This window comes from Polaromonas sp. DSP2-3-2b2 (assembly GCF_049895905.1).
Lineage (GTDB): Bacteria > Pseudomonadota > Gammaproteobacteria > Burkholderiales > Burkholderiaceae_C > Polaromonas.
In genome coordinates this window covers 179,410-198,012 of the sequence record NZ_JAFCTH010000004.1, presented here as the reverse complement: position 1 = coordinate 198,012, position 18,603 = coordinate 179,410, and the positions used below count along the sequence as shown (strand labels likewise).

Below are 18,603 nucleotides of genomic sequence, written 5' to 3'. Positions count from 1 at the left end.
GATTTGATAGCTGCCTGCGCAGGCATTCATTGCGCTAGCGGCTCAAATGACTGGAATCCTGGGTGTTGCGCAGCCGCAGCGACCACCGTGCCTGGCCTTCGGGCGTCGCCGAGCAGCTCAGGGCCAGCAGCTGCGCTTCCAGGCGGCCATCAATCTTCAGGTCGTACTCGCACTTGGAGGGCTGACGGTTCAGGGTCAGCTCCAGGCCTTCCTGGACAAACTTCTTCTTGACCCGATCGACCTTGCGCTCGCTCACGCACAGCATGGCCGCTATGTCGCAGGTGCGGGGGCGCTCGGCGCGGCCCCCGGATTGGTCACAGTTGAGCAGTATCAAGGCATTGATGACTTTTTGGGCTGCGTGCGTGCCTTTGCCTGCGATGCCCTGCAGCTCGGCTCTTTCTTGCTCTGACAAGGTGACTTTGTAATGTTCCATCCCCCATTGTCCACGTCACATAGCTCATGACGCGACACTAGGGCTGCGCAGCCAGCGCGCTGGCCGGTATCGTGGCGCTCAGCAAAGGCAGGCTGACCGCCGCATCGGGCGCCAGGCTCAGGCCGACCAGCACCGGGTCGTGGTCGGATGCGCGAAAAGGCGTGGGCGCAAATCGGTCGTCGGTGTTGAAGTCGGTGTTGTAGTCGAGCACGCTGGGCTCGTCGGCATTGATGTGCCAGACGCCGACACCGCTGACCTGCTGGCGCAGCGAGGACGATGCGTAAGCGTGGTCCAGCGCGCCGGTCTCGCCGCCAAATACATAGGTGAAGCGGTCGTTGGCGGGCATGCGCTTGAGCAGGCTTTCATGGCCAGCCGTTTCAAGCACCTTGGTCGGGTCTTCCAGCAGGTAGCTGTTGAAGTCGCCCATCATCAGCACGTCTTGCTCGCCTTGTGCCTTGAGCTTGTCAACAAAGCTGTTGAGCGCCGTGGCCTGCTGGGTTCGGCCGGTGTTGAAGCAGCCCTGGCCCAGATCGACATCGCCGCTGCTCGGGCAGCTGCCCTTGCTTTTGAAATGGTTGACGACAAACCAGAAGCCGCCGTTGTTGCCGGCGCTTGAAAAGCGCTGCGCCAGCGGTGGCCGGTTGCTGGGGGCAGTGTAGTTGGCCAGGTCCGCGCCGGTGGGCAACTGGACGCCGCCCACGCGCTGGACTTTGGCCGGTTTGTACAGGATGTCCACCTTGATCGCATCGGTGCCGAAGGTTCCGCTGTTGACGGCGGCATAGGTTCCGGCGCCCATCTTGGCGTTGAGCGCAGCCACCAGGTTGGTGGTGGCGACATCGGTGTTCTGGATTTCCATCAAGCCCACCACGTCGGCGTCGAGGCCGGCAATGGCCGCGACGATTTTGGCCTGCTGGCGCTGGAACTCGTTGAGGTTGTTGGCGCCCCGGCAGTTGCTGGACGTCACGCTGGCGCTGCCAAGCGTGCAGCCCTGGCCGGTCTGGCCTGAGGCAGTCTTGCCGTCGGTGAAGGTCGTGAAGTAGTTCAGCACGTTGAAGCTGGCCACTTTCAGGCTGCCGTTGACCAGTGGAGCCGACGCCTGGCGCAGGTTGACATTGGCGAAGGCGGGCGCTGCCGTGGGATGCACGCGGTAGGCGCCGAAATTGTGGCTGAGCACACCGGTGACTTTTTGCACCTGGTCACCCATGCGCCGGGTGCCTGTGGCGTCAAGGGCGCTGAGGTAGGGAATCGGGTTGGGGTTTTGCTTGGAAGAGCCGTCGTCCAGAACAATGCGCGCCAGCAGGTTTTGCGCGTTGGTGACCACTACGTTGCCGTTGTTGGGATGGAACTGGCGGCCATTGAGCGCCAACGCCATCTGGCCAAAGCGCCCCAGCTCAAACAGCTCGGTCACGGCCAGCGTTTGCGAAAACTCAACCAGCATGCCCTCGTAGCGCTCCAGCGCTGAGCTATTTGCCGCCGGCAGGGTGACCTGCGTGGCAGCCAGCGCTACGGCGCCGCCGCACACGCTGATGACGACCGGCGCAGTCGTGCTTCCGGTGATCTGCGTGATGCTGTCCGGTGCGGCGCTGGCGCCGGAGGACTGGCCGAATTCTGCGACCAGGCCGGAGACCTGCACAAAGTCGCCTGCCTTGACGCGGGTGGCATTGTCGGGCGCAAAGACAAAAATGCCTTCGGATGTCAGCGGGTCGGCATCGGGCACGGCTTGCTGCACAAAAAAGCCGTTGAGGCGGGTGCTGGTCGTTCCCGTGTTTTGAAACTCTCCCACCACCACGCCCCGCACGGTGACGTTCTGCGCGGCCAGCGGGCTGAGGTTGCCAGTACCCTGAACCGCGGAAATAGCCGTGAGCGGCGCGGTGGCCGGGACCGCGCTGGTGCAGGCAGGCAGGGTGGCGGCGACCGGCGGCGGAACGACGGCCGGAACTTCGCCGCCCGATGCTACGTTGTCACCGCCGCCGCAAGCCGCCAGGGAAATCACCAGCGCGCTGAGCGCAATGCGCCCGGCCAGTGCCGAGGAGCCCAACAATTCTCTTTTCATATTTATATCTTTGCTGAAGTTAAAACCGAAGGCGCTTTTTTATATGTCCAACATGTCAAACACATGAAGAACATTGCTCGCCCTGTCTCCTCACGAGCCAACTGCCAATCAGCTAATTATCAGCGTTCCACCCAAAAAAAATTTAGTGAAAAGTGCCTTCTCCGCAATCACCACCTGCGCAAGCAGCTATTTTTTTCATAGCAACATAGCCATCACGCCGCCAGCCGCAACCGGCCGTCCATTTCCGCAGCAATCTCCAGCGCAATCAGCCGGTCAAGCGCTTCATCGGTTCGGGCTTGCGCATCCGCCGGAATGCGCGTCATGCCGATCAGCCGGCACACCGAGCGGGCCACATCCTGCCGGGTCGAAGCGCCGGACTGGCCCAGGACGTGGTGCGACAGCGCGGCAATCTCTTCCAAACACACTTCGTCGATGCGGCGGCGCGACGATTCGTCACCTGCATCGGCGATGCGCAAGCGCTCCCACGAGGTGATGTCGGCACCCGCCGGCCAGTAGAAAATCGCCTCCGTCTCGATCGTGCGAACCATTTGATCGGGCACCAGCGCCCTGAGCCGCTCGGCCACCCGGGTGCTGGTTCGCTCCAGTCCCCAGGCACGGGCGACCCGGCGGAACAGGTTGGCGTCCGTGAGCGGACCCTCGGCATCAATCACCAGCACCAGATGCCCTGCCAGGCTGGCTGACGCGCTCGCGTCATGGAACAGCAAGGGATCGCCGCCGGACAATGTCGCGGGGCGGTAGATTTCAAGCGCCTGGCCCGGACCGGCCAGCGCATCCGCCATCGCCTCGCGGGCATCAACCGCTTCTCCGTCAAGCTCCTGCGGCACAAGGGCTTGCGCATTGGGATCTTCCGTCGCCGCGTCCGGTTGCGCTTCGCCGACAATCGGCGCCGGCAGGGTGGCTTGCGCCTCAACGGCCTGCGCTGCATCCGGCAGGTCCAGAATCGCCTGCAACCGCTGGCTTATTTTGTCGATTTCTCCTTCCGGATTGAGCCACCAGTCGGTCGACCAGATGCGCAAAATAGTCCAGCCGAGGCTTTCCAGCACATGCTGGCGCAGCCGGTCGCGGTCGCGCGAGCTGGCGGCCGAATGGTAGGTGGCGCCGTCGCATTCGATGCCGGCCAGGTAGCGGCCCGGCGCGCGCGGATCGACCACGCCGATGTCCAGCCGGTAGCCCGAGCAGCCAACCTGCGGATGCACGTCCCAGCCTTGGGCGCGCAGCAGCCGGATCACCGCCACCTCGAACGGGCTGTCGGGCTCGCGGCCGGTCGGCACGCTCTGGCCGGCCAGCGCGCGGTAGCCCTGAATGGCGAATTCCAGGTAATGCTTGAGGTCGCGCACGCCGGCGGCGCGCACCCGGGCCAGGTCGATCTGCTCGGGCAGCAGCGTGCTGTAGATGACGACGGCTTCGCGTGCCCGCGAGATCGCCACATTGAGCCGGCGCTGGCCGCCCTCGCCGTTGAGCGGCCCGAAATTCATCATCGTCTTGCCCGCCGCATCGGTGCCGTAGGTGATCGAGAAAAAGATCACGTCGCGCTCGTCGCCCTGGACGTTTTCCAGGTTCTTGATGAACAGCGGCTCGCTGGCGCGTGCCGCGATCGCGCGGTCGAGTTCCGGGCTGGCGCGGCGCCGGGCATCGACCAGCGTCTCGATCAGCAGTTGCTGGGTCTGGTTGAAGGTGACGACGCCCAGCGTCAGGTGCTTTTTCTCGGGCGCCAGGTAATGCGCGCTGATGCCTTCGACGATCGCGTCGGCTTCAGCCCGGTTGGTGCGGCTGCCGCCCCGGTCATAAACGCCCTGCACACGCTCGAAGCGCACCGCGCTGTCGTTGGTGACCGGCGAGGGAAAGGTGACCAGGCTGGAGTCGTAGTAGTTGACGTTGCTGAAGGTGATCAGGCTTTCATGGCGGCTGCGGTAGTGCCACTGCAGGCTCAGGCGGTTCATGCCGGCGCCCAGGCATTCGTCCAGGATGCTTTCGAGGTCTTCGACCTGCTCGTCGCCGCCCGCCGCACCGTCAGGGTCGCTGGATTTGCTGAAAAAGCTGGTTGGCGGCAGCTGTTTCGGGTCGCCCACCACCACCAGTTGACGGCCCCGGGCGATGGCGCCGATGGCGTCCCAGACCGGAATCTGCGAGGCCTCGTCGAACACCACCAGGTCAAACGGCGCGTAACCAGCGTCCAGGTACTGCGCCACCGACAGCGGCGACATCAGCAAACAAGGCTTGAGCCGGGGCAGCAGCGTCGGCAGGCCGTGGACCAGCTGGCGCACCGGCATCTGCCGGCGCTGTTTTTGCAGCTCGCGGCGCAGGCGGCCCAGTTCGCTGTCGGGGCCGACCGCATCGCCGGAAATCGACGGAATGCGGCTAGAGAGCGTGGCGACGATGTATTGCGCGGTCAGCGTCTGGAAGCGGGCGTCAAGCTCGCGGAACTGGCGTATCTTGCGCGCTTGGTCGGCGCTGGAAAAACCGCGCAGCAGCGGGTCCTGGTCGATGATTTTTTTCAGCCACCATTGGCGGTAGCTGTAGCTGAAATGCGATTCGGCCCCGGCCAGCGGCACGGCGCCGCTCTCCAGGCTGGCAACCAGCGACTGCAGACCCTGGTCGATAGCCTGGGCGCGAACCTGGCGCCACAGGCACCAGGGCTGGAGCTGCCGGTAACTGGCCTGCCATGCGGCCAGCACGCCCCGGATTCGCGCGAGCGCGGCGCCGGCATCGGCCGGGCCTTGCAAGGGTTCGACCGGCCGGACGAGCGCGGCCAGTGCCTCCAGTTGCTGGCTGAATTCACGCCAGGCGTCGCGGTACGCCAGCAACGCGCGGCCGGCAAGGCCATCGGCGGAGAGAGCCGCCCGGCCGCTGGACACCAGCGGCGCCAGCGCCTGATGCAGGGGCGCGACCCGCGCCAGGTCAGCGCCGGCTACCCGCGTGACCGCATCGGCGAACTGCTTCGCCCACAGCTCATGGCCGGCCAGGCTGGCCCAGTCGGTCGCCAGGCCGGCATACGATTCCTGCAGCAGCGCCTCGGCGTCTGGCTGCATCGCGCGCAGCGCCCGGTCTTCCTGGTTCAGTGCCGCCAGCGGCGCCAGCAGCGCCTGCACATCGACCTCCAGCGGGCGCTGGCCGTCGCGGCGAAAGCCGCTCAGGCGCTTGAAGATGGCCCGCTGCGCCAGCATCGACTTGGGCCACCAGTCGGACCGGGCCTGCGCCCATTGCGCCTGCAGCTCGGCCGCATCGAGCGTAGCGACCTGTTCCGTCCAGCCCGGTCCGACCTGCTGCCAATGCTGGTTGCGCGCCAGTCCATGCTGCGCCAGCGCATGCACCCGCGCGCGCGCGCCCGGCTCATGCGCCTGGCCCGCCAGGCCGGCGGGCACGCCGGGCGCCCGCAGCAGCGCATCGGCCAGTTCGTCCAGCGCGGCATGCGCTTGCAGGCTCAGGCCGGCGGCCGGCTGTCCGGTTAGGGGTTCGAGTGCAGTAGATTTTTCCTGCAGCGACGCGATGACTACCTCCAGCGACCGGGCAGCGCCCAGCAGTTCATCCTGCCATGACGGCGACCAGTCGGTCTGGCCGATGAGGGCGAGCGGATGCGCCTGAAGCGAGGGCAGCGCGCCGGCCAGCGAGGCCATGCGCCGGACGGTTTCCTCCAGCCGGTACAGCGCTGCCCGGTCATGCATCAAGGGGTCGGCCCACGGCATGCTTGTGGCCTCCTGGCCGCTGTGCGCGATGCAGATGCCGGTGGCCTCGAAAACGGTGAAGCCGTTGGGGTATTGCCGGTGCAGCGAATCGACCAGCCCGTTGAGCGACTGGCGCAGCTGGCCCAGCCGGTCGGCCTCGCGCGCCCAGTCGTCAAGGGTGCGCTGGGCGCTGATGGCCAGCGATTGGCCAAGTTGCTGGAGCACGTCAGCCTTTTTTGCCTTCGAGGAATGCAGTTCCAGGCAGAACGGACCCAGCCCGATGCTGGAAAGGCGCCGGTGCACGACTTCCAGTGCGGCCATCTTTTCCGAGACGAACAGCACCGTATTGCCTTTGGCCAGGCTGTGCGCGATCAGGTTGGTGATGGTCTGGCTCTTGCCGGTGCCGGGCGGGCCTTCAAGCACCAGGTCGCGGCCGGCATCGACCGCGCAGATTGCCTTGAGCTGCGACGAATCGGCCAGCAGCGGCGCCAGGATGTCCTGCGGGCGGTGGGTGGCGTCGAGCCGGTCGAATTCGCCGGGCGTGCCTTCGCGGGCAAAGGCCTCGCCCGGCTTGTCGATCAGGTGCCTGACGACGCGGTTTAGCCGGAGCTGCTCGGTGCGGTCCTGCAAATCCTTCCACATCAGGTACTTGGTGAACGAGAAAATGCCCAGGTGCGCCTGCTCCAGCACTTCCCACTGCGCAATTTCGCGCACCGCCAGCCGGAAAGACTGCAGCACCTGGCCCACGTCAACGCCCTTGTCGTCCGACGGCACCGCTTCCAGGCCGGCGACCTTCAGCTCGAAGCTGGTCTTGAGCAGGTGCAGCAGCGTCGGGTTGACGATGGCCTCGTCGTCATGGCGTATCAGGCGAAAGCCGCTGCGCACCGACTGGCGCTGCAGCGTGACCGGAATCAGGAGCAGCGGCGCCAGGTGCACCGCCTCGGAATTGTCGGCCTCGGTCCAGCGCAGCAGGCCGATCGCCAGGTAGAGCGTGTTGGCGCCGCCCTCTTCCAGCCCGGTCCGGGCGGCGCTGTAGACCGCCAGCAGGTTGCCGTCCAGCGCGTCCTTCGACGCCCGCGCCAGCAATTCACGGTTGCCCAGGGCCTCCAGCGCCATGTCGTCGAGCGGCGTGCTGCCTGCGCGCTGCGTGTGCACCTGCGCCATGCGCGGGTCGGCGCCTTCCATCAGTTCGGGCAGCGGCCTGATCTTGAACTCGGCGCCGTCGGCCAACGCGTCTTCCAGCCGGGCCAGGTCGGGCGCGACGAACTGCAGCGTGGCCTTGGTCGGCTTGAAATTGAGCAGCCGGTTGCGCAGCGTCAGGTCGAGCAGCCGCGATTTCCAGGTGGACAGGCGCCCCTCGGGCGTGTCGTCCGCGCGCGCATCGAGCGGCGCCAGCGAATCGGCGTCAAGCGGCGGCAGCAGCGGCATTGCCTCGATGGCCGCCGGAGCGCCCTCGGGCAGCGCCTCGCCCGGCACGCCGGGAAGCGCGCGCGATGGCAGAGGCCTGATCTGCGCTTCGCGTGCGCGGTGGATGTCGACGGCATAACGAAAGCTGGCGTCTTCGAGCAACTGGGCATGGCCCTGCTCCATGGCGACCCGGAGCGAAGGCCGCTGGCTGGCGTGCCGGGCCACGCCGGTGGCTTCAAACACCAGCAACTCGCCGCTGTCGACGCGCTTGCGAATCGCCTGCACATCATCGACCAGCACATCGGCAAAAGACGCCAGGTGCAGCCAGACGCCGACCCAGGCATGGCCTTCCTTCAGCAGGATGACCGGGCGCAGGCCGGCCTGCTCCAGACAGGAGGCAAACAGCATCGCCAAGTCCAGGCAGGTGGCGACGCGTGTCTCCAGAATGCGGTCGGGCGTGCGAATTTTCTGGCCGTCGCTGCCGAAGGAAGCCGGCGGCTCGACGTATTCGAGATTTTCCGCCGCGATCGTGCTGTAGATGCTGGACACCTGTTTCCAAACCACATCGCGGCTTTTCGACTGGTAGCCGTTCATCGACAGCTCGGGGTGGGTGGCGCGCAGCAGCCGGGACGCCTTGCCAATCAGGCCATCGACCGCTGGATGGTTGGGCATGCAAAAAGCCGCCAGCAGTTCGGGCAGCGCGCGCGTTCCGGCCCACTGGTCATAGGCCAGGACCTGGACCGGCTGAGCGGCAGAGGCCAGTTCCTGCCCGCCGGCCTCGGCCACAACACGGATGGACGCCTGGACCGATTCCTGCAAATTGGCCAGAAAGGCATGGTCCGGCTGCAGGTCCAGCGGCGCGATGCGGCGGGTTTCCCCGGCGGCCAGCTTGTCAAACCGCAGGCTCAAACCTCGGGCAAATGCCGGGCTGCATGAAATGACCACTTCCAGGTTGTGAACCGCGTCAGACACGCCGTTGGTCAGGCGCAGCGCCCGCACGACCGGCACGGCATTTTGTATCGAGGCATAGCCTACGGTGGCATCGGATTCGATATCGATGCGGATTGCGGGTTCCCGGAGGGCAGCGGGCGCAGCCGGCGCCATGGCGTCCAATGCCACAGGTTCATTGTGCAAATTACGACTCATCAGGGTTCAACTTTTCGGGGGATTTTGACGGGACGAATGTCCCGGTTCTAGAGGCAGCCCACGCGTGTGGGGACAGCGGAATTATGCTGCGAGTTGGCGCATGAAACCGGCTGCGCCAAATGCAACTGGAAGAAACACAGACCGGCTCCAGCCCCATGTGGCCGCTGTACGATGGCGGCGCACCCTTGCACGAATCGAGTCACGACGACAAAGGAAAATCAGATGTTCAAAGCCCTGCTACTGACCAAAAACCCGGACGGCGCCACGCTGGCGGAAATAACCGCCCTTGACGAGGCGCAGCTGCCTGAGGGCGAGGTGCTGGTCGATGTGGCGTATTCGACCGTCAACTACAAGGATGCCCTGGCGATCACCGGCACTTCGCCGGTGGTGCGCAAGTTTCCGATGGTGCCCGGTATCGACTTTGCCGGCAACGTGCTTGACAGCCGCGATGCCCGCTTCAAGCCCGGAGACGCGGTGCTGCTCAACGGCTGGGGCGTTGGCGAAAGCCACTGGGGCGGACTGGCGCAAAAAGCGCGGGTCAAGGCCGACTGGCTGGTGCCGATGCCCCGCGGCATGGACGCCCGGCAGGCCATGGCCATCGGCACGGCCGGCTACACCGCGATGCTGTGCGTCATGGCCTTGCAGGACCGGGGCGTCACGCCCTCGGCCGGCCCGGTCCTGGTGACGGGCGCGAACGGCGGCGTCGGCAGCATCGCCATCGCCCTGCTCGCCCGCCTGGGCTTCGAGGTGCATGCCTCGACTGGCCGGATGGCCGAGGCCGGGCACCTGAAGCAGCTCGGCGCGGCCGAACTGATCGACCGCGCCACGCTGAGCGCGCCGGGCAAGCCGCTGCAGAAAGAGCGCTGGGCCGCCGCCGTGGACAGCGTGGGCAGCCACACGCTGGCCAACGTCTGCGCCAGCCTGAAATACGGCGGCACCGTGGCCGCCTGCGGCCTGGCGCAGGGCATGGACCTGACGACCAGCGTGGCGCCGTTCATTTTGCGCGGCATCACCCTGGCCGGCGTGGACAGCGTGCAGGCGCCGATGGCGCGGCGCCTGACGGCCTGGGAGCGTCTGGCGCGCGAACTACCAGCCGATCTGCTGGAAGCCAATACCGAAACCATTGCGCTGGACCGGGTCGCCGCACTGGCGCCGCGCCTGCTCGCCGGCCAGGTGCGCGGCCGGGTCCGGGTGGATTTGTCCGCCTGAAAAAAGCGCAGAAACTCACGTGTAGAGATGCGCGTCCGCTTCACGAGCTCATGGAGTCGCTTTTTCACACAGCCGACACAAAATTCTTTTTAAATTTCGCTTCCAACAACAGGAGTTCGAAGCATGTCAGAAGTTACCAGCCGCCGTGAGTTTTTGCTGAAAACAGCAGCTGCCGTAGCCGCAGGCAGTTCAGTCGTGGCCTGCGGCGGCAGCGACGACAGCACACCCGTTCCTCCGGCGCAATTCTCCTATGGCGTGGCCAGCGGCGACCCGCTGTCTGATCGCGTGATCCTGTGGACATACGCCAAAGTCGATGGCAGCAATGCCGCCGTGCCGCTGACCTGGCAAGTGGCCACTGACAGCAGCTTCGCCAGCATCGTCAGCTCTGGCTCGGTCGAGGCGCTGCCGGCCAATGGCTTTACCGCCAAGGTCGATGCCACGGGCTTGACCGCTGGCGCGAGTTATTTTTATCGCTTTCGCGATGCGGCCGGAACCACTTCCACCGTCGGCGCCACGCGCACCTTGCCGGCCGCGTCGGTGGCAAGCGTCAAGTTCGCCGTGTTCTCCTGCTCGCTGTACTCGGAAGGCTACTTCAATGCCTATGCCGATGCGGCCAAGTCAGACGCCCAGTACGCCCTTCACCTGGGCGACTACATCTATGAATATGGCTCGGACACGGCCAAATACGGCAACCAGGACGCCGTGGCGCTGGGCCGCGTAGCGATTCCGGCCAATGACATCGCCAGCCTGGCCGACTACCGCCAGCGCCATGCGCAGTACAAGTCGGACGCCGACCTGCAGGCGCTGCATGCCAAGATGCCGTGGATCACGATCTGGGACGATCACGAATTCGCCAACAACGCCTATAAAGATGGCGCCGAAAACCACAACCCAGCCACCCAGGGCGACTGGGCCGTGCGCAAGGCTGCAGCCGCCAAGGCATACCACGAGTGGCTGCCGATCCGCACGGCCGACACGGCCAACCTGTTGAAGATTTACCGCCACTTCGATTTCGGCAAGCTGCTGTCGCTGCACATGCTCGACACCCGCATTGAGGGCCGCGACCGCCAGTACGACAACTTCGGCGACCGTGATGGCGGCATCACGCGCTACATCACGGGTCTGACCCCTGTGGGCGGCGTGCGGCCCGACGCCTCGCGCCGCATGATCAGCACCGCGCAGCAGGACTGGCTGACCGCCGGCTTGACGGCATCCACCGCCACCTGGCAGTTCCTGGGCAACCAGGACATCATGGCCCGCATGTGGTTTCCGGCGTCGGTGCTGAGCAAGCAGGCGGCCGCTTTCGCCTCGCCGCCCACGGCCACACTGGCCGATGTCACAGCCGCCATCAACGATTACCTGACCGCCAAGACCACGCGCGCAGCCGCTGGCCCGGGGGCGCTGACGCCGACGCAGGCCGCCCTGCTCAATCCGGCGATCAACCCGACCCTGCCGTACAACCTGGATGCCTGGGACGGCTACCCGACCCAGCGCGATGCGATTTTGACCACGGTGAAAAGCCTGAACAAAAACCTGGTGGTGCTGTCGGGCGACTCGCACAACGGCTGGTTTACCCAGCTCACCACGCTCGCGGGCGTGAAGGCGGGCGTCGAGTTTGCCGGCAGTTCGGTCAGTTCGACCGGATTTGAAGCCGCCGGCCTGGGCGAACTTGCGTCTTCGCTGGACGGATCCGCGCTGGTGCCGCTACTGGGCACGGCGGCCATCGGCGCCGGCCTGGGCCTGGTGGACGACCTTGCCTACGTCGACACGAAACGCCGGGGCTACCTCTTGATGACGGTGACCGCAGCCAGCGTCAAGGGCGAATATGTGTTCGTCAATACGGTCAAGTCAAAGACCTACACCGCCAGCATAGGCAAGACCATCACGGTGACGGCTGCGGGCGTTGTGACTTACGCCTGAACCGGGACGGGGTATCACGGCGAAAAGCCGGGTTCAGGCCGGCTCGATGGTGATGCTGACGGTCATCGATTCCGCGCCGCCGCCATGGCGCACGCCCTTGATCGGCGGACAGGCGTTGTAGTCGGTGCCCATCGCCAGGCGCACATGGCGCTCGTCGGTCAGGCAGCTGTGCGTCACATCAATGCTGGCCCAGCGCCGGCCGGCCACATCCAGACAGACATCGGCCCACGCATGGCTGGCCAGGTCGGGTTCGTTGGCAGCATAAAAATAGCCGCTGACATAGCGCGCCGGAATCCCCAGGCTGCGGCAAATAGCCACCATCACATGCGCCTGGTCCTGGCACACGCCGGCGCCGGCCTCGAACGCCTGCAGCGCCGTGGTGGTGACATTGGTACTATTTTTTTGATAGCTGACAGCGCCCGCCACACCTGCGGCCAAGGCCAATAACGCTTGTAAATCAGCTTTTCCGTCGCCTGTTTGCGCAGTGATGAACTGTCGCCCGAACACGGCCAGGCTCGGGTGCGGCTGGGCCAGCGGCGAAGGGCGCAGGTACAGCTGCGGCAGCGGCATGCTGGCCTCGTCGGTGAATTGCGCCACGCCAAAGGTTTCCACCGTGCCGGCTGCATTGACCAGACTCCAGCGCACGTTGTCGGCCAGTTCGCCGACAAAGGTATAGGAATGGATGCTGTTGCCAAAGGCATCGGTCTGGGCGAACAGCTTTTCAGGCGCGCCCAGGCTCCAGAAGTCCACCGTCTGCGCCGGCCCGCTTAGCGGCGTGAGCCACAGCGTCTGCAGCGCATAGCGCAGGGGCTCGGTGTAGCGGTAGTCGGTGGTGTGCTTGATGTGCAGCTTCATCGCAAGGCCTTTACAGAAGCGCTGGCCGCTACCGCCTTCAACGCGTGACCGGCACCAGGAACTCCCGGCTGATGTGCGCGCCCAGTTCGTTAACCCGGTCGAGGAACTGCATCAAAAAGGCATGCAGGCCAGCCGACAGGATTTCGTCGATGCGAGCGTATTGCAGGTCCGAGCGCAGCTTGCCGGCGCGGCGCTGGGTTTCGCTGAGCGGGTCGCTGGTGACCATCGACAGGTTGGTGATCAGCTCGTTCAGGCAGGCCAGCAGCGAGCGCGGCATGTCCGGGCGCAGGATCAGCAGCTCGGCCACGCGTTCGGGCTTGATGACGTCGCGGTACACCTTGCGGTAGACCTCGAAGGCCGAGACGCTGCGCAAAATGGCGCTCCAGTGGTAAAAATCGTGTTCCTGCTCTTCCTCGCCGGCAACATTCGGGAAGTCGCTCTGGATGGCGTGGAACTTCACATCGACCAGCCGGGCGGTGTTGTCGGCGCGTTCCAGGAAGGTGCCCAGCCGCAGAAAGTGGAAGGCCTCGTCCTGCAGCATGGTGCCGGCGGTCACGCCGCGCGACAGGTGCGAGCGGAACTTGACCCATTCGAAGAACTTGCCCGGGTCGCGCTCAAAATCCCCCGCGCGCAGCATGCGGATAACCTCCAGGTAAGTCTGGTTCTGGGTTTCCCAGACCTCGGTGGTCAGCGTGCCGCGCACGGCACGGGCGTTTTCCCGCGCATTCTTCAGGCAGGACACGATGCTGGACGGATTTTTTTCATCGCGCACCATGAAGTCCATCACATCCTGGGCATTGATGCTTTCGCCGTAGCGGGCCGCATACGAAGGCTTGAGTTCGCTGATGCTGAGCAGGCCGCGCCAGCCGGTCTGCACATCGGCGGTCGATTGCGGCAGCAGCGAAGTCTGGTAGTTCACGTCCAGCAATCTAGCGGTGTTTTCGGCGCGTTCGGTGTAGCGCGACATCCAGAACAGGTGGTCGGCGGTGCGTGACAGCATGTTCAGATTCCCTCGGTGACGGTGACGGACTGCGACTGCGACTGCGATTGCGATTCCGGCGGCAGGAAGGAAGCGGCATCGGCCTCCAGAATCCAGGTGTCCTTGGTGCCGCCGCCCTGCGACGAATTGACCACCAGCGAGCCGTCCTTGAGCGCCACCCGCGTCAGGCCGCCGGGCACCATCTGCACGTCCTTGCCGCTCAACACGAAAGGCCGCAGGTCGATGTGGCGCGGCGCCACGCCGCTTTCCACATAAGTCGGGCAGGTGGACAGGCTCAGCGTCGGCTGGGCGATATAGCCCGACGGATTGGCAATAATGGCGCGCCGGAAATCCTCGATTTCAACCTTGGATGCAGCCGGCCCGACCAGCATGCCGTAGCCGCCGGCGCCATGGACTTCCTTGACGACCAGGTCCTTGAGGTTGGCCAGGGTGTACTTCAGGTCTTCCGGCTTGCGGCACATGAAGGTCGGCACGTTCTTGAGGATCGGCTTTTCGCCGAGGTAGAACTCGATCATCTGGGGCACGTAAGGGTAGATTGACTTGTCGTCGGCCACGCCGGTGCCGATGGCGTTGCAGATCGCCACGTTGCCGCTGCGGTACACATTGAGCAGGCCGGCGCAACCCAGCGTGGAATTGGGCCGGAAGGCCAGCGGGTCAAGGAAGTCGTCGTCCACCCGGCGGTAGATCACATCGACGCGCTTGGGGCCGCGCGTGGTGCGCATGTAGACGAAGTTGTCCTTCACGAAAAGGTCCAGGCCCTCGACCAGCTCGACGCCCATTTGCTGGGCCAAAAACGCATGTTCGAAATAGGCCGAGTTGTGCATGCCCGGCGTCAACACCACCACGGTCGGCTTGGCGGTGGCGGGCGGCGCCATGGCGCGCAGCGTTTCCAGCAGCAGGTCGGGGTAATGCTCGACCGGGGCGACCCGGTTCTGGCTGAACAGCTCGGGAAACAGCCGCATCATCATCTTGCGGTCTTCGAGCATGTAGCTCACACCGCTGGGCACGCGCAGGTTGTCTTCGAGCACGTAGTATTCGCCCTCGCCCTGCGCATTGGGCGCGCGCACGATGTCGATGCCGCTGATGTGCGAATAGATGTTGCCCGGCACGTTCACGCCAATCATTTCAGGACGGAACTGCGAGTTCTGGAAAATCTGTTCGGACGGAATCAAGCCGGCCTTGATGATTTCCTGGTCATGGTACACGTCGTGGATAAAGCGGTTGAGCGCGGTAACCCGCTGGATCAGGCCTCTTTCCAGCGTGGCCCATTCGTGCGCCGGAATGATGCGCGGAATCAGGTCGAACGGAATCAGCCGCTCGGCGCCCGAGCCGTCCTCGTCCTTGTCGCCATAGACGGCAAAGGTGATGCCGACCCGGCGAAAGATCATTTCCGCTTCGGCGCGGCGCGCCTGCATGACGTCGGCCGGCTGCTGCGCCAGCCAGCGCTGATAGCCCTGGTAGTGTTTGCGCACGCTGGTCGCGCTGGCATTCATCTCGTCAAACATCGGTGGGCTCATAAGCTTGAATTTCCATCCAGGTTTGCAATCATTGAATAATTCTGTTCCTAGCTTAGCAAGTAATGCGCCACGGAAATGCAGGCCGGTAGATATTTAAGCCCCTCCTGGGGGTTGCCAATAGCGTTTTTGCGCCTGCCGCTGGCACGCAAGCTGCGCCGGCTTCCAGCTCTGCCAGGTCGCTGCGCCGCACTCGGCCGAGCGCACCAGCCGGATGCCGCGTTCGTCGTAGCGCGCCACCACCGAGGCGACCGGATGGCCGAAGCGGTTGCGGTAGCCCGCCTGGGCCAGCGCCAGCCGGGGCTGCACCGCGTCCAGGAAGGCCGGGCTTGACGAGGTCTTGCTGCCATGGTGCGGCACCAGCAGGAAGTCGGCCCTCAGGCGCGCCGGATCGCCGGCCACCAGCCGGGCCTCCTGCGGCGCTTCAATGTCGCCGGCCAGCAGGGCCGTCTGCACGCCATTGGAAATGCGCAGCACGCAGCTCATGGCGTTGGACTTGTTCGGCGCTTCGTAGTCGCCAGCCGCTGGCGCCAGCACCTCGAAATCGACGCCGTCCCAGGTCCAGTGCTGGCCGGCGACGCAGCGCGTTGACGGGCGCAGGGTCTGCAGTTCATGGCCGTCCTCGATGGAAGCCAGCAACCTGGCCTGCGGCTGCATCGCCAGCACGGCCGGGGCGCCGCCGGTGTGGTCACTGTCGCGGTGGCTGAGCACCACGATGTCGAGGCGTTCGCCCAGCGCCCGCAGCAACGGCACCAGCACCCGGTGGCCGGCATCGCTTTCGCGTGAAAAGCGCGGGCCGGTGTCGTACAGCAGGCTGTGGCCGGCGGTGCGCACCAGCACCGCATTGCCCTGGCCAATGTCGGCCCCGAGCAATTCGAACTGGCCCGGCGCCACGCGCGCCGGCTGCCACAAGAGCACCGGCAGCAGCAGCGGCACACCGAGCAGCCGCCAATGCCAGGGCAGGCGCAGGGCGATCAGCCCGCCGCCCAGCACGCCAACCAGCGCACACCACAACGGTGCAGTCGCAACGTTGACCGACGCCCATGACCAGCCCGCCAGCCCCTGCAGAACCCACGCCAGCAGCCCGACCGCCCAGGCGGCCACGTCCCATAGTGGTGCATACATGACGCCCATCAATGCCAGCGGCGTGACCAGCAGCGTGACCCATGGAATCGCCACCGCATTGGCCAGCAGGCCGACCAGCGAAACCTGGTTGAACAGCAGCAGCGACAGCGGCGTGAGCGCCAGCGTGACGACCCATTGCTCGCGCGCCATGCGCCACAGGCTGAAGAGCGGCCGGTGCAGCCACCAGGGCAGAAATTTTGAATGAAATACAAGCTCTGCGCTTTTCTGGCTTGCATCTCCAGCTCCTGAATCCGTAGCAAACAGCACGCCGACCGCCACAAACGACAGCCAGAATCCGGCCTGCAGCAAGGCCCACGGATCAAACATGACAACCACCGCCATCGCCAGCAGCCAGGCTTGCTGCCACGGCCACCGCCGGCCGCTTTGCCGCAGCAGCACGACGGTGGCGAGCATCCAGATGGTCCGCTGGGCCGGAACGCCCCAGCCCGAAAACAGTGCATACAGCACTGCCAGCAGCAGCCCGCCCAGCGCGCCGGCGCTGCTGGCCGGCAGCGCCAGGCACCCCCTAGGCGTCAGCCGCACCGAAGCGCGCCACAGCCGGCCGATGAGCAGCGACGCCACCCAGGCGAACATGGTGATGTGCAGCCCCGAGATGCTCATGAGGTGCGCGACGCCGGTGGCACGAAACACATCCCAGTCGGCGCGCTCGATGGCGTTCTGGTCGCCGACCACCAGCGCGGCCAGCACGCCGGCCAGCTGGCGGTCGGCCACCTGCCGGTCAATGGCTTCGCGAACCGACTGGCGGGCGCGTTCCACCGGATAACGCCAGCTGCTGGAAAGTCTGAGCGGCGGCGCATCCTTCGGCCCGGCGCGCACATAGCCGGTGGCCTGGATGCCCTGCTCCCAAAGCCACAGTTCGTAGTCAAAGCCGTGCGGGTTGCTGTTGCCGTGCGGCGCCTTGAGCCGCACCGTCATCTGCCAGCGCTCGCCGGCGCGCAGCAACTGCGGCTGGCGCTGCAGGTCCAGCGCCAGCTCGGACGCATCGCTGCTTTCGGCCGACGCGGCTTTTGTCTCGCGCGCCGCAAAACCCGCATACCAGCCGAGCTGTATCTGCAGCGGCAGCGCCACTGCACGGCCATCAAGGCGGGCCGACTCCACTCCCAGGCGAAAGCGCACCGCATCCTCGCTGATCTGCGGCATGGCCAGCACCGTGCCGGTCACGTCGATGTCGCGTCCTTCCAGCGACGGATTCAGCGCGGTCGCCTGGAAGGCGCCGGCGCGCCAGCCGGTCAGGCCAAAGCCCAGCAACACAGCCATGAGGAACACCAGCAGCACGCCAGCCATGCGGGGAGTTTGGCCTTGAAGGCGTTTTCGAGCCTGGAATGCGTACCAGCCAGCGGCCAGCGCAAGGGCCACCGCCGCCATCGCGGCATAGCGGTCGGCAGGCCACAGCGCGGGCTGGCGCAACTGCAAGGCCACACCCGCGACAAAGCCGGCCAGCGCAGGCCCGAAGCCTGTACGACGGGTGGCAGTCAAAGAGCGCAGGGTTGTCTTTCTTGACGGGTGATAGGCCCGGGCCGACCTGAAAAAAACCGGCCCATGGCAGAGCTTACCTTCCTTCAAACCCGCGAACGCAGTGCGTTAATATGCCAAGGCGCCGGGACCGCCAGTGCTTTGCTATTCATAGCATGGTACGCCCGTGGATAGTGCGCAAATGCCGTATTTGATCTGATTATTTCAATTTTCTGGCCTGAAAATTTTGTCTTTCGCGCAGGCAAAAATCCATCTATCGTTTTTCACTTTACACACACGGACCACCATGACCACCAGCACCCATCCCATTTACGCCAAGCTCCAGTCCCTGGGCATCACCCTGCCCGAGGTCGCCGCGCCGGCCGCTGCCTACCTGCCCTTCGTGCGCACCGGCAACCTGGTATTCCTGAGCGGCCATCTGGCCAAGCGTGACGGCCAGGTCATCGTCGGCCAGCTCGGCAAAAACGTGACGACCGAAGAAGGCAAGGCTGCGGCCCGCCTGATCGCCATCGACCTGATGGGCACGCTGCATGCCGCCACGGGCAACCTGGGCAAGATCAAGCGCATCGTCAAGGTCATGAGCCTGGTCAACTCGACCGGCGAATTCACGGAGCACCACCTGGTCACCAACGGCTGCAGCGAACTGCTTGGCGAGGTGTTTGGCGACGCCGGCAAGCATGCGCGCAGCGCCTTCGGCGTGGCGCAGATTCCGCTGGGCGCCTGCGTCGAGATCGAGCTGATTGCCGAAGTCGATTGATGCAGCG

The 18,603-nt window shown here is 65.3% G+C and carries 9 protein-coding genes and 1 pseudogene; 3 read left to right on the top strand and 7 right to left on the bottom strand.

The window, feature by feature from the left end:
* Window positions 1-70: 70 nt before the first annotated feature.
* From ACP7AD_RS05990 to ACP7AD_RS05980, 3 genes and pseudogenes are all read right to left on the bottom strand, one after another.
* Window positions 71-433: pseudogene (locus ACP7AD_RS05990) on the bottom strand (helix-turn-helix domain-containing protein); the annotation flags it as partial.
* A 37-nt stretch (window positions 434-470) separates the two neighbouring features.
* Entirely contained in the window at window positions 471-2,486 is a 2,016-nt protein-coding gene (locus ACP7AD_RS05985) for an ExeM/NucH family extracellular endonuclease (RefSeq protein WP_426145512.1), read from the bottom strand.
* A gap of 212 nt (window positions 2,487-2,698) precedes the next feature.
* On the bottom strand, window positions 2,699-8,722 hold the full coding sequence (locus ACP7AD_RS05980; protein WP_426145511.1) for a DUF3320 domain-containing protein: 6,024 nt from the start codon (window positions 8,720-8,722) through the stop codon (window positions 2,699-2,701).
* A gap of 222 nt (window positions 8,723-8,944) precedes the next feature.
* Here ACP7AD_RS05980 and ACP7AD_RS05975 point away from each other — a divergent pair, with 222 nt between their 5' ends.
* Window positions 8,945-9,931: an MDR family oxidoreductase gene (locus ACP7AD_RS05975; RefSeq protein WP_426145510.1), complete on the top strand. Its 987-nt coding sequence runs from the start codon at window positions 8,945-8,947 to the stop codon at window positions 9,929-9,931.
* A 123-nt stretch (window positions 9,932-10,054) separates the two neighbouring features.
* On the top strand, window positions 10,055-11,851 hold the full coding sequence (locus ACP7AD_RS05970) for an alkaline phosphatase D family protein (protein ID WP_426145508.1): 1,797 nt from the start codon (window positions 10,055-10,057) through the stop codon (window positions 11,849-11,851).
* 33 nt (window positions 11,852-11,884) lie between these two features.
* On the opposite strand, the gene ACP7AD_RS05965 is transcribed toward ACP7AD_RS05970, so the two are convergent.
* The 4 genes from ACP7AD_RS05965 to ACP7AD_RS05950 form a co-directional block, all read right to left on the bottom strand.
* Window positions 11,885-12,706, bottom strand: coding sequence for a transglutaminase family protein (locus tag ACP7AD_RS05965; RefSeq protein ID WP_426145506.1), 822 nt, complete (start codon window positions 12,704-12,706; stop codon window positions 11,885-11,887).
* A 37-nt stretch (window positions 12,707-12,743) separates the two neighbouring features.
* The gene (locus ACP7AD_RS05960) at window positions 12,744-13,706 is read right to left on the bottom strand and encodes an alpha-E domain-containing protein (protein ID WP_426145505.1); all 963 of its coding nucleotides are present in this window, start codon (window positions 13,704-13,706) and stop codon (window positions 12,744-12,746) included.
* A gap of 2 nt (window positions 13,707-13,708) precedes the next feature.
* The gene (locus ACP7AD_RS05955) at window positions 13,709-15,223 is read right to left on the bottom strand and encodes a circularly permuted type 2 ATP-grasp protein (RefSeq protein ID WP_426145504.1); all 1,515 of its coding nucleotides are present in this window, start codon (window positions 15,221-15,223) and stop codon (window positions 13,709-13,711) included.
* A gap of 93 nt (window positions 15,224-15,316) precedes the next feature.
* Window positions 15,317-17,851 (bottom strand): DNA internalization-related competence protein ComEC/Rec2, encoded by a 2,535-nt coding sequence (locus ACP7AD_RS05950; protein WP_426145524.1) that lies wholly within the window; start codon window positions 17,849-17,851, stop codon window positions 15,317-15,319.
* Window positions 17,852-18,125: 274 nt separating this feature from the next.
* Between ACP7AD_RS05950 and ACP7AD_RS05945 the strand changes: the two genes are divergently transcribed.
* Window positions 18,126-18,596 carry a RidA family protein gene (locus ACP7AD_RS05945; protein ID WP_426145502.1) on the top strand — a complete coding sequence of 157 codons (471 nt, stop codon included), beginning with the start codon at window positions 18,126-18,128 and terminating at the stop codon, window positions 18,594-18,596.
* The last annotated feature ends 7 nt before the right edge of the window (window positions 18,597-18,603 follow it).

What these genes read in the sequence shown, in the direction of transcription:
- ACP7AD_RS05985 (WP_426145512.1), bottom strand. Translation starts at nt 2,486, where the DNA reads ATGAAAAGAGAATTGTTGGGCTCCTCGGCACTGGCCGGGCGCATTGCG.
- ACP7AD_RS05980 (WP_426145511.1), bottom strand. Translation starts at nt 8,722, where the DNA reads ATGAGTCGTAATTTGCACAATGAACCTGTGGCATTGGACGCCATGGCG.
- ACP7AD_RS05975 (WP_426145510.1), top strand. Translation starts at nt 8,945, where the DNA reads ATGTTCAAAGCCCTGCTACTGACCAAAAACCCGGACGGCGCCACGCTG.
- ACP7AD_RS05970 (WP_426145508.1), top strand. Translation starts at nt 10,055, where the DNA reads ATGTCAGAAGTTACCAGCCGCCGTGAGTTTTTGCTGAAAACAGCAGCT.
- ACP7AD_RS05965 (WP_426145506.1), bottom strand. Translation starts at nt 12,706, where the DNA reads ATGAAGCTGCACATCAAGCACACCACCGACTACCGCTACACCGAGCCC.
- ACP7AD_RS05960 (WP_426145505.1), bottom strand. Translation starts at nt 13,706, where the DNA reads ATGCTGTCACGCACCGCCGACCACCTGTTCTGGATGTCGCGCTACACC.
- ACP7AD_RS05955 (WP_426145504.1), bottom strand. Translation starts at nt 15,223, where the DNA reads ATGAGCCCACCGATGTTTGACGAGATGAATGCCAGCGCGACCAGCGTG.
- ACP7AD_RS05945 (WP_426145502.1), top strand. Translation starts at nt 18,126, where the DNA reads ATGACCACCAGCACCCATCCCATTTACGCCAAGCTCCAGTCCCTGGGC.